Here is a 14,536-nt window from a genome sequence, read left to right on the forward strand (position 1 = left end):
ACCCGCCTGGAATCCCCTCATGTCCGACCGCCTGACCCTGCTGCGTCCCGACGACTGGCACATTCATCTTCGCGATGGTGCCGTGTTGACCAATACCGTTGCCGATGTTGCGCGCACCTTTGGCCGCGCCATCATCATGCCCAACCTGGTACCACCGGTGCGCAACGCCGCTGAAGCCGACGGCTATCGCCAGCGGATTCTCGCTGCCCGCCCGGCCGGCAGTCGTTTCGAACCGCTGATGGTGCTGTACCTCACCGACCGCACCCAGCCCGAAGAAATTCGTGAGGCCAAGGCCAGCGGTTTCGTGCACGCCGCCAAACTGTACCCGGCCGGCGCCACCACCAACTCCGATTCCGGCGTGACCAGCATCGACAAGATCTTCCCGGCGCTGGAAGCCATGGCCGAAGTCGGCATGCCGCTGCTGATCCACGGCGAGGTCACCCGTGGCGATGTCGACGTCTTCGACCGCGAAAAGATTTTCATCGATGAACACATGCGCCGTGTCGTCGAGCGTTTCCCGACGCTCAAAGTGGTGTTCGAACACATCACCACCGACGACGCGGTGCAGTTCGTCAACGAGGCTTCGGCCAACGTCGGCGCCACCATCACCGCGCATCACCTGCTGTACAACCGCAACCACATGCTGGTGGGCGGGATTCGGCCGCACTTCTATTGCCTGCCGATCCTCAAGCGTAATACCCATCAGGAAGCCCTGCTCGACGCCGCCACCAGCGGCAGCGCGAAGTTCTTCCTCGGTACCGACTCGGCGCCGCACGCCCAGCACGCCAAGGAAGCCGCCTGCGGTTGCGCCGGCTGCTACACCGCGTACGCCGCCATCGAGCTGTATGCCGAAGCCTTCGAACAGCGCAACGCGCTGGACAAGCTCGAAGCGTTCGCCAGCCTCAACGGCCCGCGTTTCTACGGTCTGCCGACCAACACCGATCGCATCACCCTGGTTCGCGAAGAATGGACCGCCCCGACCAGCCTGCCATTTGGCGAGCTGAACGTTATCCCGCTGCGCGCCGGTGAAAAACTGCGCTGGCGCCTGCTGGAGGAACACGCGTGAGTGAAGACCATTTCGACGACGAACTGGACGGTCAAGGTGGCGGCGGCGGTTCCCGTCACCCGATGGCAGCACGTTTTCGCGGTTACCTGCCGGTTGTCGTCGACGTAGAGACCGGTGGCTTCAACTCGGCCACCGACGCTCTGCTGGAGATTGCCGCGACCACCATCGCCATGGACGAAAAGGGTTTCGTTTACCCGGACCACACCTACTTCTTCCGTGTCGAGCCGTTCGAAGGCGCGAACATCGAAGCGGCAGCGCTGGAATTCACCGGGATCAAGCTCGATCACCCGCTGCGCATGGCGGTCAGCGAAGAAACCGCGCTGACCGACATCTTCCGTGGCATCCGCAAAGCGCTGAAGGCCAATGGCTGCAAGCGCGCGATTCTGGTCGGGCATAACAGCAGCTTCGACCTTGGCTTCCTGAATGCTGCGGTTGCGCGTCTGGACATGAAGCGCAATCCGTTCCACCCGTTCTCCAGCTTCGACACCGCGACGCTGGCCGGTCTGGCTTACGGTCAAACCGTGCTGGCCAAGGCCTGTCAGGCAGCGGACATCGACTTCGACGGCCGTGAAGCGCATTCGGCGCGTTACGACACCGAGAAGACCGCCGAGCTGTTCTGCGGCATCGTCAACCGCTGGAAACAGATGGGCGGCTGGGAAGACTTCGACGACTGATCCTCGTTCGGGCGAATCCCGCGCATAAAAAAACCGGCCACATGGGCCGGTTTTTTTGTACCGCGACGTTGCGCCTTACAGGGCAGCAGCGTTCTCGGTCAGGTAAGCCGCAACGCCTTCTGGCGAAGCGTTCATGCCTTTGTCGCCTTTTTTCCAGTTGGCAGGGCAGACTTCGCCGTGCTCTTCGTGGAATTGCAGCGCGTCGACCAGACGGATCAGCTCTTCCATGTTACGGCCCAGCGGCAGGTCGTTGATGATCTGCGAGCGGACAACGCCCTTGTCGTCGATCAGGAACGCGCCACGGAAAGCCACGCCGCCTTCGGACTCAACGTCGTAGGCCTTGGCGATTTCGTGCTTCATGTCGGCAGCCATGGTGTATTTCACCTGGCCGATGCCGCCGTTGTTGACCGGGGTGTTGCGCCAGGCGTTGTGGGTGAAGTGCGAATCGATCGACACGGCAACCACTTCCACGTTACGCGCTTTGAAGTCAGCCATGCGGTTGTCCAGAGCGATCAGCTCGGACGGGCAGACGAAGGTGAAGTCCAGTGGGTAGAAGAACACCAGGCCGTATTTGCCTTTGATGGCCGAGGACAGGGTGAAGCTGTCAACGATCTCACCATTGCCGAGTACGGCCGGGACGGTGAAGTCAGGGGCTTGTTTGCCTACGAGTACGCTCATGGATATCTCCTGGTGAATAACTTGAAGTTCAGGGTCCGGGCCAGCCTGCCACCCTGAGGCGACAGCCCTGTGACACGAATCCTCTTCGCAAGGGCCGACCATCATACACTGCGTTTTTCGCCTGTCCTTAACGGTTTTTTGCCCAAGACGGATAACGGACCAGCATTTTTGGGGCCAGGCAATTCGCCATTAATCACCGTTCGTCAGTGACCCGCCTTTCGATCGAAAACCATTCAGAAAGCACTTTGACAATCATTCTCGTTAACATTAAGATCCATCGCAATTGAGTCACAACCAGCGACGGTTCTCACTTATGTATGTTTGTCTCTGCACTGGCGTCACCGACGGACAAATCCGCGAAGCGATCTATGAAGGTTGCTGCAGCTACAAAGAAGTCCGCCAGGCCACCGGCGTCGCCAGCCAATGCGGCAAATGTGCGTGCCTTGCCAAGGAAGTGGTTCGCGAAACCCTGACCAAGTTGCAAACCGCTCAGGCCGCAATCCCCTATCCGGTAGAATTTACTGCCGCGTAATTGCCCCCATTTCGAAGAACCGGACTTATGTCCGGTTTTTTTATGCCCGCAAATCAATCGGTTAGACGCTAGACGCGGAACACAAACATTCTTATTCAGATTTAATTTCATTTATTATTCAATAACTTAGGTTTGACACTTATAAATACCAAGCTCAAACTCCGCCTTATATACAGCTATTACAGGGCAGGACTCCCATCATGAAAGGCGACATTACAGTCATCCAGCATCTCAACAAGATCCTTGCCAATGAACTGGTCGCGATCAATCAGTACTTCCTGCATGCGCGCATGTATGAAGATTGGGGCCTGAACAAGCTGGGCAAGCACGAGTACCACGAATCCATCGACGAGATGAAACACGCGGACAAGCTGATCAAGCGCATCCTGTTCCTCGAAGGCCTGCCGAACGTCCAGGACCTGGGCAAGCTGCACATCGGCGAGCATACCCGGGAAATGCTGGAATGCGACCTGCGCATCGAGAAGACCGGCCACGCCGATCTGAAAGCCGCCATCGCCCATTGCGAATCGGTTGGCGACTTTGGCAGCCGTGAACTGCTCGAAGACATTCTCGAATCCGAAGAAGAGCATATCGACTGGCTGGAAACCCAACTGGGCCTGATCGATAAAGTCGGTCTTGAGAACTATCTGCAATCGCAGATGGGCGAAGAGTAAATAAGCGCCCGCTGAATTCGCGACACTAAAAAGCCCCGCCCTCTTTCGAGGTGCGGGGCTTTTTATTGGCAAATCCCGGATCAGATGCAGATCCCTGTGGGAGCGAGCTTGCTCGCTCCCACAAAAACCGGATCAGGCTTCGGACTTGGCCGCAGCAGCCTTGGCCGATGCTTCCTTGACCAGAGTCTGCAGCTCACCGTTGGCGAACATTTCAGCCATGATGTCGCTACCGCCGACCAGCTCACCGCCGACCCACAGTTGCGGGAAAGTCGGCCAGTTGGCGTACTTTGGCAGGTTGGCGCGGATTTCCGGGTTCTGCAGGATGTCGACGTAGGCGAACTTCTCGCCACAGCCCATTACAGCCTGCGCAGCTTTCGCGGAGAAGCCACACTGCGGGGCATTCGGCGAGCCTTTCATGTAAAGCAGAATGGTGTTGTTGGCAATCTGCTCTTTAATCGTTTCGATGATATCCATGGAGCACCTCGGCTGAACTTTCCGACTCATGGGTCGGCACGGTGACGCATTGTAACGGAATCCCGAGCGCCATGCTCGGTCTCCCCGACGGTCTCGTTCAGGCCGCTGCCACCGTCACCGGCACGCCATTGAGCGCGGCGTTACCCGACAACTCGTCGAGCTGGCATTCATCGGTCAGGTCGTTGGCACTCGATCCCGGCTGCCCACTGGCGATTGCCATTTGCACGCCCGGCCGAGCATGTCCCCAACCGTGCGGCAGGCTGACCACGCCCTTCATCATGTCCAGACTGCCGAGCACCTCGACCTCGATCTGCCCTACCCGCGAGCTGACGCGAACTAACTGACCATCGTTGAGCCCCCGGCTGGCGAGGTCATCCGGGTGCATCAGCAATTGATGTCGTGGCTTGCCCTTCACCAGACGATGGTAGTTATGCATCCACGAATTGTTGCTGCGCACATGGCGCCGGCCGATCATCAACAGCTCATCAGCGGCCGGCGCCTGCAAGGCCGCAAAGCGTGCGAGATCAGCGAGAATTTCCGGCGGCGCAGCCTGCACCCGTTGATTCGGCGTCTTGAGGCGTGCAGCCAGATTAGGCTTCAACGCCCCAAGATCAATCCCGTGCGGATGATCGAACAACGTCGCCAATGACAGCTTTTGCTCGGACGCATCGCCATACAGGCCCATGCGCAGGCCCATGTCGATCATCTTCGCCGGCGGCATCGTCGGTTTCAGCTCCTTGCCGGTCTTCTCGGCAAACGCCTTGGCCAGGCCGACAAAGATCTCCCAGTCGTGTAATGCGCCCTCGGGCTTGGCGAGAATCGCGCGGTTGAAGCGGGTGACGTTGCGTACCGCGAACAGATTGAAAGTAGTGTCGTAATGATCGTTCTCCAGCGCCGAGGTCGACGGCAGAATCAGATCGGCGTAGCGCGTGGTTTCGTTAATGTACAGGTCGATGCTGAGCATGAACTCCAGACCATCGAGCGCCTGCTCCAGTTGCCGGCCGTTCGGTGTCGACAACACCGGATTGCCGGCCACGGTGATCAGCGCACGAATCTGCCCTTCGCCTTCGGTGAGCATCTCTTCAGCCAGCGCCGCCACCGGCAGCTCGCCGCCGTACTCGGGGCGCCCGGAGACCCGGCTTTGCCATTTGTTGAAATGCCCGCCCGAGGTCGATGCCACCAGATCCACCGCTGGCTCTGTGCACAAGGCACCGCCGACGCGATCGAGATTGCCAGTCACCAGATTGATCAACTGCACGACCCAATGGCATAGCGTGCCGAAGGCCTGAGTGGAAACGCCCATCCGGCCGTAGCAAACAGCGCTTGGTGCAGCGGCGAAGTCCCGGGCCAGTTGGCGGATCTGTTCAGCGGGAACGGCGCACAGCGGGCTCATGGCTTCGGCAGTGAACGTGGCGACGGCTGCGCGCACTTCATCAAGGCCATCAACCGGCAAGTGACAGTCACGGGTCAGCCCTTCGCTGAAAAGCGTATTGAGTAAGCCAAACAACAGCGCCGCGTCGCCACCCGGCCGCACAAACAAGTGCTGATCGGCGATAGCTGCCGTTTCGCTGCGCCGGGGATCGACCACCACCACTTTGCCGCCACGCGCCTGAATCGCCTTCAGGCGTTTCTCGACATCCGGCACGGTCATGATGCTGCCGTTCGATGCCAGCGGGTTGCCGCCGAGGATCAGCATGAAATCGGTGTGATCGATGTCCGGGATCGGCAGCAGCAAGCCATGGCCGTACATCAGGTAACTGCTCAGGTGATGCGGCAACTGATCGACCGAAGTCGCCGAGAAGCGATTGCGCGTCTTCAGCAGGCCGAGAAAGTAGTTGCTGTGGGTCATCAGCCCATAGTTGTGCACGCTCGGGTTGCCTTGGTAGACCGCCACCGCATTCTGCCCGTGACGCTCTTGAATCGCCGCCAGACGCTCGGCCACCAGCGCAAAGGCCTCGTCCCACTCGATCGGCAGCCATTCGCTGCCGACCCGGCGCATCGGCTGGCGCAGGCGATCGGGATCATTCTGGATGTCTTGCAGGGCCACGGCCTTGGGGCAGATGTGCCCACGACTGAACGTGTCAAGCGCGTCACCCTTGATCGAGGTGATCGCGACGTTGCCATCGGTTTCGGTGGTCTCGATGGTCAGACCGCAGATGGCTTCGCACAGGTGGCAGGCACGGTGATGGAGAGTCTTGGTCATGGCCAGTCTCTGTCTTGTTCTGGGCAGGCAATCAGGCCCGCGGGAACAAAACTATGGCCCCGGCGCAGATCCTGCGCCAGCGACGTTCGTCTTGTGAATCGACGGTTATCAGGCGAGCCGATACACCGCCATGCTCAGTTCGACGGCAGCTGCGGCGGCGCGGCCAACTGAATTTCCTGAATGGTTTCGATCTGCTCGTGGGCGACGTGCACGCCGGTGAGTTCGCCGATCAACCGCCAGTGCTCGTCGAGCCCGGCACTGATGGTCGCCATGCGATCGATCATGTGGCGGCCGGCGGTCTTGACCACTTCGTCCTCGCTGCGCAGCAGCTCGAAAGACATCGAAGTGACCGACGCGGTGAGATGGGTCAGTGAGCGAGCTGTGTGGCCCAGCAGTTCCATTAACAGTTTTTCTTTCGATTCCATGCGGAGGCTTCCTGCGTCGCTCGAAACTTATTTATAACCCAGCACTTTGCTTTAGCAAATGTTTCAGTCTGAGCATCCGACCAAGTGATGGCATGGCGCCACGGTCGTAAACCGACCTGGTCGACGTGATCCCCGCCACGCCGCATTGCCAAGCCCCGCGAGGCCGGTGTACAAAGAGGCTCGCTGCTGTCCTGAACCCGGCTTCAAATGCGTACTGCAACATCCCGTGCGCCCTCCGAATCCCGCAAAAACCGTAGCCTATTGGCGTAACGCGACATTTAGTGTCAATATCGCGCCTTCCCCAATTTCGTCGCCCCGTGCGGCTTACGCCGCAGGTCTCGCCCGTTGTTCCGTTAAACAAGGCTTTGAGCATCTGCGGTCTGTAGCAAAAAGGTAGTCAATGATGAGCGCAAGGCACTTTCTCTCCCTGATGGATTGCACGCCCGAAGAGCTGGTCAGCGTGATCCGTCGAGGCGTTGAGCTCAAGGACCTGCGTAACCGCGGCGTACTGTTCGAGCCGCTGAAAAACCGCGTCCTGGGGATGATCTTCGAGAAATCCTCGACCCGTACCCGGATCTCCTTCGAGGCCGGCATGATCCAGCTCGGTGGCCAGGCGATCTTCCTGTCGCCGCGTGACACCCAACTGGGCCGTGGCGAGCCGATCGGCGACTGCGCCATCGTCATGTCAAGCATGCTCGACGCGGTGATGATCCGTACCTTTGCCCACAGCACCCTGACCGAATTCGCCGCCAACTCGCGCGTGCCAGTGATCAACGGCCTGTCCGATGACCTGCACCCGTGCCAGTTGCTGGCCGACATGCAGACCTTCCTCGAGCACCGTGGCTCGATCCAGGGCAAGACCGTGGCCTGGATCGGCGATGGCAACAACATGTGCAACAGCTATATAGAAGCGGCGATCCAGTTCGACTTCCAGTTGCGCGTTGCCTGTCCGCAAGGCTACGAGCCCAATCCTGAGTTCGTCGCCCGCGCCGGCGATCGCGTGACCATCCTCCGCGATCCGCAAGACGCCGTGCGCGGTGCGCATCTGGTGAGCACCGATGTCTGGACTTCGATGGGTCAGGAAGAGGAAACTGCCAAGCGCCTGAAACTGTTCGCACCGTTCCAGGTGAACCGCGCCCTGCTCGATCTGGCGGCTGAAGATGTGCTGTTCATGCACTGCCTGCCAGCGCACCGCGGTGAAGAAATCAGCCTCGACCTGCTTGATGACCCGCGCTCTGTCGCTTGGGATCAGGCAGAAAACCGTCTCCACGCACAGAAGGCCCTGCTCGAGTTCCTCGTCGAACCGGCATATCACCACGCATGAGCCATGAATTACTGCTGAATCTGCGCAACCTCGCTTGCGGCTATCAAGATCAACGCGTGGTGCAGAACCTCAATCTGCACCTCAACGCCGGTGACATCGGCTGCCTGCTCGGCTCGTCCGGCTGCGGCAAGACCACCACCCTGCGCGCGATTGCCGGTTTTGAACCGGTGCACGAAGGTGAAATCACCCTGGGAGGCGAAACCATTTCCAGCGCCGGTTTCACCCTGGCGCCGGAGAAACGCCGGATCGGCATGGTGTTTCAGGATTACGCGCTGTTCCCGCACCTGAGTGTTGCAGACAACATCGCCTTCGGTATCCGCAAGCACCCGAACAAGGAGCGCGTCACCGAGGAGCTGCTGGAACTGGTCAACCTGAAGAACCTCGGCAAACGCTTCCCGCACGAGCTCTCCGGCGGCCAGCAACAGCGCGTTGCCCTCGCCCGCGCCCTGGCGCCGGAGCCGCAATTGCTGCTGCTCGACGAGCCCTTCTCCAACCTCGATGGCGAACTGCGGCGCAAGCTCAGCCACGAAGTGCGTGACATCCTCAAGGCCCGTGGCACCAGCGCGATTCTGGTGACTCACGATCAGGAAGAAGCCTTCGCCGTCAGCGATCATGTTGGTGTATTCAAGGAAGGTCGCCTGGAGCAATGGGATACGCCCTACAACCTTTACCATGAGCCGGCGACGCCGTTTGTCGCCAGCTTCATCGGTCAGGGTTATTTCATCCGCGGCCAGCTCGGCAGCCCGGAATCGGTTCAGACCGAACTCGGCGAACTGCGCGGCAACCGCGCCTACACCTGGCCGGTGGGCGGTGCGGTGGATGTATTGCTGCGTCCGGATGACATCGTTTATGCGCCGGACAGCGGGTTGAAAGCGCGGATCGTCGGCAAGACGTTCCTGGGTGCCTCGACCCTGTATCGCCTGCAACTGCCGACCGGTGCGCAGCTGGAATCGATCTTCCCGAGCCATGCCGACCATCAGGTCGGCGCGGATGTGGGGATTCGGGTCGCCGCCGAACACCTCGTCCTGTTCCAGGCCAGCGGCAGTACCGCGGCACAAATCCCGGCGGTGGAAAACGGCGTCCGCCGCTACAGCGCCGCCCTCTGATCCGCCCCGGATCAATACTGTGGGAGCGGGCTTGCTCGCGAATGCGCTGTGTCAGTCAACGAAGAGGTCGTCTGACACCCCGCATTCGCGAGCAAGCCCGCTCCCACATTTGGTTTTGGGTTCAACCCAGGATCAGCGTGCCGCTGGCCACCAGCGTCGCATTCCCGCCGATCTTCACCCGCTCCCCCTCCAGCCGACAGAACAACTCCCCGCCCCGCGCCGAACGCTGGCACGCGGTCAAACTGGATTTGCCCAAACGTTTCGACCAATACGGAATCAGGCTGCAATGCGTCGAGCCGGTCACCGGATCTTCGTTGATGCCGATTGCCGGGGCGAAGTAGCGCGAAACGAAATCGTGCTGATTGCCGCGCGCGGTCACGATGGCGCCGAGCCACGGCAGTTTTGCCAGTGCAATCATGTCCGGCGTGCAGTCGAGCACTGCCTGCTCCGACTCCAGCACCACAAACAATTCATTGGAACCGAGCACATCCACCGCCTCGACGCCCAGCGCGCGCTCGACATCCAGCGTCACGCCAATTTCTGACGGCACAATCGACGGGAAGTCCAGCCACAGGCGATCGCCCTCGCGGCTGACGCTAAGCGGCCCGGACTTGCAGATGAAGTCCAGCCGCTCGGCATTTTCCTTGTAGACCTCGAACAACACATAGGCGCTGGCCAGTGTGGCATGCCCGCACAGCGGCACCTCGGTGGTCGGGGTGAACCAGCGGATGTGCCACGCCGCGCCTTCGCGCACCACGAACGCGGTTTCTGCCAGATTGTGTTCGGCGGCGATCTTCTGCATCAAATCGTCCGCGAGCCATGCATCGAGCCGATACACCATCGCCGGGTTGCCACTGAACGGCCGATCACTGAACGCATCAACCTGATGAAATTCGAGCTGCATAACCTTCTCCCTGAGTGAATCGGCAGAGCATGCAGCCACGCTGCGCTCAGCGCCAGTGACAGAACCGGGCAATTTTCTTCATACAGAACGCAAGTTCATGCACGACCGATGTCGGCAAATTTGGCCTGGGTGTGTTCAGCCAGAACCGCCGGCGCCAATTCGACTTCCAGACCACGTCGGCCAGCACTGACATAAATAGTCGCAAAGCCTTGGGCCGAGTTATCGATGAAGGTGCGCAGACGCTTCTTCTGCCCCAGCGGACTGATGCCGCCCAACAGGTAACCGGTGGAACGCTGCGCCGCAGCCGGGTCAGCCATTTCGACTTTCTTGACGCCCGCCGCGTGTGCCAGACCTTTGAGATCAAGACTTCCGACGACCGGCACCACCGCGACCAGCAATTCACCTTTTTCGCTGGCAGCGAGCAGCGTCTTGAACACCTGCGCCGGCTCCAGCGCCAGTTTCTCGGCGGCCTCCAGCCCATAGGACGCGGCCTTGGGGTCATGTTCGTAACTGTGCACGCGATGTTCGGCACGAACTTTTTTCAACAAGTCCAACGCAGGGGTCATGGCAGCTCCAGGCTCGGCATCAACAGAAAAATCCTGCGCCGGATTCTAGGCCATCACCTCGCAAAAGGCTCTAGCGCAGGCCCCGTTTTCCGGGCGTTGCAGGTGAATCACCGGGCTATCGCCCCCGTCCTCCGCAGGATCATTCAGCAGGCTGATAGTTTAATTGTGACCGATGGTTCACTTTCGACCTTTGACAGGTTTGTTTCTTGTCTATATTTTTTCGAATCTGAATAATGTAAGAATTATCATCACCGCAGCACCCAGCAGTAAACCGGGAACAGGATGGGGATCCTGCCCCGGGGAAAATCGCGCCTTGCCCTGACGGCAAACGCGCCAGACAACAACAAAAATCGAGGTTTTCAATGACAACTGCTTTACAGCAACCATCGCTTTCCGGCCAATGCCTGGCCGAGTTTCTGGGGACTGCACTTCTGATCTTTTTCGGCACTGGCTGCGTCGCCGCGCTCAAAGTCGCGGGCGCCAGCTTCGGTCTGTGGGAAATCAGCATCATCTGGGGCGTCGGCGTGAGCATGGCGATCTACTTGACCGCCGGGGTTTCCGGCGCGCACCTGAACCCCGCCGTGAGCATTGCCCTGAGCATTTTCGCCGACTTCGAAAAGCGCAAACTGCCGTTCTATATCCTGTCGCAGATCGCCGGCGCGTTTTGCGGTGCGCTGTTGGTGTACACGCTGTACAGCAATCTATTCTTCGATTACGAACAAACTCACCACATGGTGCGTGGCACCGCCGCCAGCCTTGAGTTGGCCTCGGTGTTCTCGACCTTCCCCAATCCGGTACTGTCCACCGCTCAGGCATTCCTGGTCGAGATGATCATCACCGCGATCCTGATGGGCGTGATCATGGCCCTGACCGATGACAACAACGGTCTGCCGAAAGGCCCGATGGCTCCGCTGCTGATCGGTTTGCTGATTGCCGTAATCGGCAGCTCGATGGGCCCGCTGACCGGTTTTGCGATGAACCCGGCGCGTGACTTCGGTCCGAAACTGATGACTTTCTTCGCCGGCTGGGGTGAAATTTCCTTCACTGGCGGCCGCGATATTCCGTACTTCCTGATTCCGATTTTTGCACCGATTGTCGGTGCCTGCCTCGGCGCTGCCGGGTATCGCGGGCTCATCGCCCGCCACCTGACCGGCGCTACACCTGCTACAAAGGATGCAGAACCGGCCATTGACGGCAAACCAAGAACTTCTTGAAACAGTCGGCGCGGGCTCCTGCCCTTTTAGAGCCCGCGCCACGGCCCACTCTCCCTTATTTCGTCCAAGGCAATCGACATGACCGACATTCAGAATAAGAACTACATCATTGCCCTCGATCAGGGTACGACCAGCTCCCGCGCGATCATTTTCGACCGCGATGCGAACGTGGTCTGCACCGCCCAGCGCGAATTCGCCCAGCACTACCCGCAAGCCGGTTGGGTCGAACACGATCCAATGGAAATCTTCGCCACCCAGAGCGCGGTGATGGTCGAAGCACTGGCCCAGGCCGGTCTGCATCACGATCAGGTCGCCGCCATCGGTATCACCAACCAGCGTGAAACCACCGTGGTCTGGGACAAAACCACCGGTCGTCCGGTGTACAACGCCATCGTCTGGCAGTGCCGCCGCAGCACCGAGATCTGCCAGCAGCTCAAGCGCGATGGCCACGAAGAGTACATCCGCGACAACACCGGTCTGGTTACCGACCCGTACTTCTCCGGCACCAAGCTGAAGTGGATCCTCGACAACGTCGAAGGCAGCCGCGAGCGTGCGCGCAATGGCGAACTGCTGTTCGGCACCGTCGATAGCTGGCTGATCTGGAAATTCACCGGCGGCAAGGTACACGTCACCGACTACACCAACGCCTCGCGCACCATGCTCTTCAACATCCATTCGCTGGAGTGGGATTCGAAGATGCTGGAAATCCTCGACATCCCGCGCGAAATGCTCCCGGAAGTCAAAGCCTCTTCGGAAATCTATGGTCGCACCAAGAGCGGCATCGCCATCGGCGGTATCGCCGGTGACCAGCAAGCGGCACTGTTCGGCCAGATGTGCGTCGAGCCGGGCCAGGCGAAAAACACCTACGGCACCGGCTGCTTCCTGCTGATGAACACCGGCGACAAAGCGGTGAAATCGCAACACGGCATGCTCACCACCATCGCTTGCGGCCCGCGTGGCGAAGTGGCTTACGCCCTGGAAGGCGCGGTGTTCAACGGCGGTTCGACCGTGCAGTGGCTGCGCGATGAACTGAAGATCGTCAACGACGCTCACGACACCGAATACTTCGCCAATAAAGTGAAGGACAGCAACGGTGTGTACCTGGTACCGGCCTTCACCGGTCTGGGCGCTCCGTACTGGGACCCGTATGCCCGCGGTGCACTGTTCGGTCTGACGCGCGGCGTGCGCGTGGATCACATCATCCGCGCCGCGCTGGAATCGATCGCCTACCAGACCCGCGACGTGCTCGACGCTATGCAACAGGACTCCGGCGAACGCCTCAAGGCCCTGCGTGTGGACGGCGGCGCAGTGGCCAACAACTTCCTCATGCAGTTCCAGGCCGACATCCTCGGCACTCAGGTAGAGCGTCCGCAAATGCGCGAAACCACTGCACTCGGGGCGGCGTATCTGGCCGGTCTGGCGTGTGGTTTCTGGGGCAGCCTCGACGAACTGCGCGGCAAGGCCGTGATCGAGCGTGAGTTCGAACCGAGCCTGGACGAAGCCGAGAAAGAGAAACTGTACAAAGGCTGGAAAAAAGCCGTCAGCCGCACCCGTGACTGGGCGCGTGAAGACGCTGAATAAGCCAACCTTCAGAGACTGATAGGCAACTAACTGGTCGGGAGCGGATTCCTGCGGCATCATGGGCAAATTTTGCACGGCAGCCCAAAGGAAGCCCCATGAATCTGCCTCCCCGTCAGCAGCAAATCCTCGAACTGGTCCGCGAACGCGGCTATGTGAGCATCGAGGAAATGGCCACGCTGTTCGTTGTTACCCCGCAAACCATCCGCCGCGACATCAATCAGCTCGCGGAAGCCAATCTGTTGCGTCGCTACCATGGCGGCGCGGCCTATGATTCCAGCGTCGAAAACACCGCCTATGCGATGCGCGCCGACCAGATGCGCGACGAAAAACAACGCATTGGCGAAGCCATCGCCGCGCAGATCCCCGATCACGCCTCGCTGTTCATCAACATCGGCACCACCACCGAATCGATTGCCCGCGCCCTGCTCAATCACAACCATCTGAAGATCATCACCAACAACCTGCACGTCGCCTCGATGCTCAGTGCCAAGGATGATTTCGATGTGCTGCTGACCGGCGGCAACGTGCGCCGTGACGGCGGTGTGGTGGGTCAGGCGAGCGTGGACTTCATCAACCAGTTCAAGGTCGATTTCGCACTGGTGGGTATCAGCGGCATCGACGAAGACGGCAGCCTGCTCGACTTCGATTATCAGGAAGTGCGCGTGTCGCAGGCGATCATTGCCAATGCGCGGCAGGTGATTCTGGCGGCGGACTCGAGCAAGTTCGGGCGCAATGCGATGATTCGATTGGGTCCGATCAGCCTGATCGATTGCCTGGTGACCGATCAGCAGCCAGTGCCGGCACTGGCGCAACTGCTGAGCCAGCACAAGATTCGTCTGGAAGTCGTTTAAACCCTCAACATTCCCATGTGGCGAGGGGATTTATCCCCGATGGGCTGCGAAGCAGTCCCAAAACCATCCAATGCGGTGTGCCTGATACCCCACGGTAGTTGATTGAGGGGCCGCTATGCGGCCCATCGGGGATGAATCCCCTCGCCACAAAAAGCATCCCTCGACTCAATAATGTTCGAAAATTTTCTTTTAGCCGCCCTTCGATGAGTTTTTTCAATCGAACGCGACTGGCTGCGCGCGTCTTTATGGGCTACCATTTTCGCA

At 59.8% G+C, this 14,536-nt stretch carries 15 protein-coding genes; 9 read left to right on the forward strand and 6 right to left on the reverse strand.

The genetic code is table 11. From position 1 onward, the window contains the following. Positions 1-19 precede the first annotated feature (19 nt). Together pyrC and rnt are read left to right on the forward strand one after the other, a co-directional pair. A complete protein-coding gene (gene pyrC, locus H043_RS0111925; RefSeq protein ID WP_027612067.1) occupies positions 20-1,066 on the forward strand; it encodes a dihydroorotase in 1,047 nt (348 codons plus the stop codon). Next, entirely contained in the window at positions 1,063-1,740 is a 678-nt protein-coding gene (gene rnt, locus H043_RS0111930) for a ribonuclease T (RefSeq protein ID WP_007963973.1), read from the forward strand. The genes pyrC and rnt overlap by 4 nt, the downstream gene beginning before the upstream one ends. Positions 1,741-1,815: 75 nt before the next feature. Here the strand turns inward: rnt and H043_RS0111935 are convergent, their stop codons facing one another. Beyond that, positions 1,816-2,418, reverse strand: a complete 603-nt coding sequence (locus tag H043_RS0111935) for a peroxiredoxin (RefSeq protein ID WP_007963972.1) — start codon at positions 2,416-2,418, stop codon at positions 1,816-1,818. Positions 2,419-2,731: 313 nt separating this feature from the next. Here H043_RS0111935 and H043_RS0111940 point away from each other — a divergent pair, with 313 nt between their 5' ends. After that, the gene (locus tag H043_RS0111940) at positions 2,732-2,950 is read left to right on the forward strand and encodes a bacterioferritin-associated ferredoxin (RefSeq protein ID WP_003227725.1); all 219 of its coding nucleotides are present in this window, start codon (positions 2,732-2,734) and stop codon (positions 2,948-2,950) included. Positions 2,951-3,150: 200 nt separating this feature from the next. Beyond that, complete coding sequence (gene bfr / locus H043_RS0111945) at positions 3,151-3,624, forward strand: bacterioferritin (protein WP_007963971.1); 474 nt, start codon at positions 3,151-3,153, stop codon at positions 3,622-3,624. Positions 3,625-3,756: 132 nt separating this feature from the next. Here bfr and grxD read toward each other — a convergent pair whose 3' ends face one another. The 3 genes from grxD to H043_RS0111960 form a co-directional block, all read right to left on the reverse strand. Further along, positions 3,757-4,098 (reverse strand): Grx4 family monothiol glutaredoxin, encoded by a 342-nt coding sequence (gene grxD, locus H043_RS0111950; protein WP_003227729.1) that lies wholly within the window; start codon positions 4,096-4,098, stop codon positions 3,757-3,759. 97 nt (positions 4,099-4,195) lie between these two features. Next, complete coding sequence (locus tag H043_RS0111955; protein ID WP_027612068.1) at positions 4,196-6,301, reverse strand: molybdopterin oxidoreductase family protein; 2,106 nt, start codon at positions 6,299-6,301, stop codon at positions 4,196-4,198. A 134-nt stretch (positions 6,302-6,435) separates the two neighbouring features. Beyond that, on the reverse strand, positions 6,436-6,726 hold the full coding sequence (locus H043_RS0111960; protein WP_027612069.1) for a hypothetical protein: 291 nt from the start codon (positions 6,724-6,726) through the stop codon (positions 6,436-6,438). Between the two features lie 403 nt (positions 6,727-7,129). Here H043_RS0111960 and argF point away from each other — a divergent pair, with 403 nt between their 5' ends. After that, a complete protein-coding gene (gene argF, locus H043_RS0111965) occupies positions 7,130-8,050 on the forward strand; it encodes an ornithine carbamoyltransferase (RefSeq protein ID WP_027612070.1) in 921 nt (306 codons plus the stop codon). Continuing rightward, entirely contained in the window at positions 8,047-9,156 is a 1,110-nt protein-coding gene (locus tag H043_RS0111970; protein ID WP_027612071.1) for an ABC transporter ATP-binding protein, read from the forward strand. Before argF ends, H043_RS0111970 begins: the two co-directional genes overlap by 4 nt. Before the next feature lie 121 nt (positions 9,157-9,277). On the opposite strand, the gene H043_RS0111975 is transcribed toward H043_RS0111970, so the two are convergent. Both H043_RS0111975 and ybaK read right to left on the reverse strand, forming a co-directional pair. After that, entirely contained in the window at positions 9,278-10,060 is a 783-nt protein-coding gene (locus tag H043_RS0111975; protein ID WP_027612072.1) for a PhzF family phenazine biosynthesis protein, read from the reverse strand. Positions 10,061-10,155: 95 nt separating this feature from the next. Continuing rightward, positions 10,156-10,626 carry a Cys-tRNA(Pro) deacylase gene (gene ybaK / locus H043_RS0111980; protein WP_003227741.1) on the reverse strand — a complete coding sequence of 157 codons (471 nt, stop codon included), beginning with the start codon at positions 10,624-10,626 and terminating at the stop codon, positions 10,156-10,158. A 362-nt stretch (positions 10,627-10,988) separates the two neighbouring features. Between ybaK and H043_RS0111985 the strand changes: the two genes are divergently transcribed. The 3 genes from H043_RS0111985 (at position 10,989) to H043_RS0111995 (ending at position 14,272) form a co-directional block, all read left to right on the forward strand. Beyond that, positions 10,989-11,840, forward strand: a complete 852-nt coding sequence (locus H043_RS0111985; protein ID WP_027612073.1) for an MIP/aquaporin family protein — start codon at positions 10,989-10,991, stop codon at positions 11,838-11,840. A 78-nt stretch (positions 11,841-11,918) separates the two neighbouring features. Beyond that, positions 11,919-13,421 carry a glycerol kinase GlpK gene (gene glpK / locus H043_RS0111990; RefSeq protein ID WP_027612074.1) on the forward strand — a complete coding sequence of 501 codons (1,503 nt, stop codon included), beginning with the start codon at positions 11,919-11,921 and terminating at the stop codon, positions 13,419-13,421. A gap of 95 nt (positions 13,422-13,516) precedes the next feature. Then, positions 13,517-14,272 carry a DeoR/GlpR family transcriptional regulator gene (locus H043_RS0111995; RefSeq protein ID WP_007916700.1) on the forward strand — a complete coding sequence of 252 codons (756 nt, stop codon included), beginning with the start codon at positions 13,517-13,519 and terminating at the stop codon, positions 14,270-14,272. Positions 14,273-14,536 lie beyond the last annotated feature (264 nt).

The organism is Pseudomonas sp. URIL14HWK12:I6 (assembly GCF_000514195.1).
GTDB lineage: Bacteria > Pseudomonadota > Gammaproteobacteria > Pseudomonadales > Pseudomonadaceae > Aquipseudomonas > Aquipseudomonas putida_A.

Excerpts from the sequence above, each read along its gene's own strand:
- pyrC (WP_027612067.1), top strand. The coding sequence starts at position 20 with ATGTCCGACCGCCTGACCCTGCTGCGTCCCGACGACTGGCACATTCAT.
- H043_RS0111935 (WP_007963972.1), bottom strand. The coding sequence starts at position 2,418 with ATGAGCGTACTCGTAGGCAAACAAGCCCCTGACTTCACCGTCCCGGCC.
- H043_RS0111940 (WP_003227725.1), top strand. The coding sequence starts at position 2,732 with ATGTATGTTTGTCTCTGCACTGGCGTCACCGACGGACAAATCCGCGAA.
- bfr (WP_007963971.1), top strand. The coding sequence starts at position 3,151 with ATGAAAGGCGACATTACAGTCATCCAGCATCTCAACAAGATCCTTGCC.
- grxD (WP_003227729.1), bottom strand. The coding sequence starts at position 4,098 with ATGGATATCATCGAAACGATTAAAGAGCAGATTGCCAACAACACCATT.
- H043_RS0111955 (WP_027612068.1), bottom strand. The coding sequence starts at position 6,301 with ATGACCAAGACTCTCCATCACCGTGCCTGCCACCTGTGCGAAGCCATC.
- H043_RS0111960 (WP_027612069.1), bottom strand. The coding sequence starts at position 6,726 with ATGGAATCGAAAGAAAAACTGTTAATGGAACTGCTGGGCCACACAGCT.
- argF (WP_027612070.1), top strand. The coding sequence starts at position 7,130 with ATGAGCGCAAGGCACTTTCTCTCCCTGATGGATTGCACGCCCGAAGAG.
- H043_RS0111970 (WP_027612071.1), top strand. The coding sequence starts at position 8,047 with ATGAGCCATGAATTACTGCTGAATCTGCGCAACCTCGCTTGCGGCTAT.
- H043_RS0111975 (WP_027612072.1), bottom strand. The coding sequence starts at position 10,060 with ATGCAGCTCGAATTTCATCAGGTTGATGCGTTCAGTGATCGGCCGTTC.
- ybaK (WP_003227741.1), bottom strand. The coding sequence starts at position 10,626 with ATGACCCCTGCGTTGGACTTGTTGAAAAAAGTTCGTGCCGAACATCGC.
- H043_RS0111985 (WP_027612073.1), top strand. The coding sequence starts at position 10,989 with ATGACAACTGCTTTACAGCAACCATCGCTTTCCGGCCAATGCCTGGCC.
- glpK (WP_027612074.1), top strand. The coding sequence starts at position 11,919 with ATGACCGACATTCAGAATAAGAACTACATCATTGCCCTCGATCAGGGT.
- H043_RS0111995 (WP_007916700.1), top strand. The coding sequence starts at position 13,517 with ATGAATCTGCCTCCCCGTCAGCAGCAAATCCTCGAACTGGTCCGCGAA.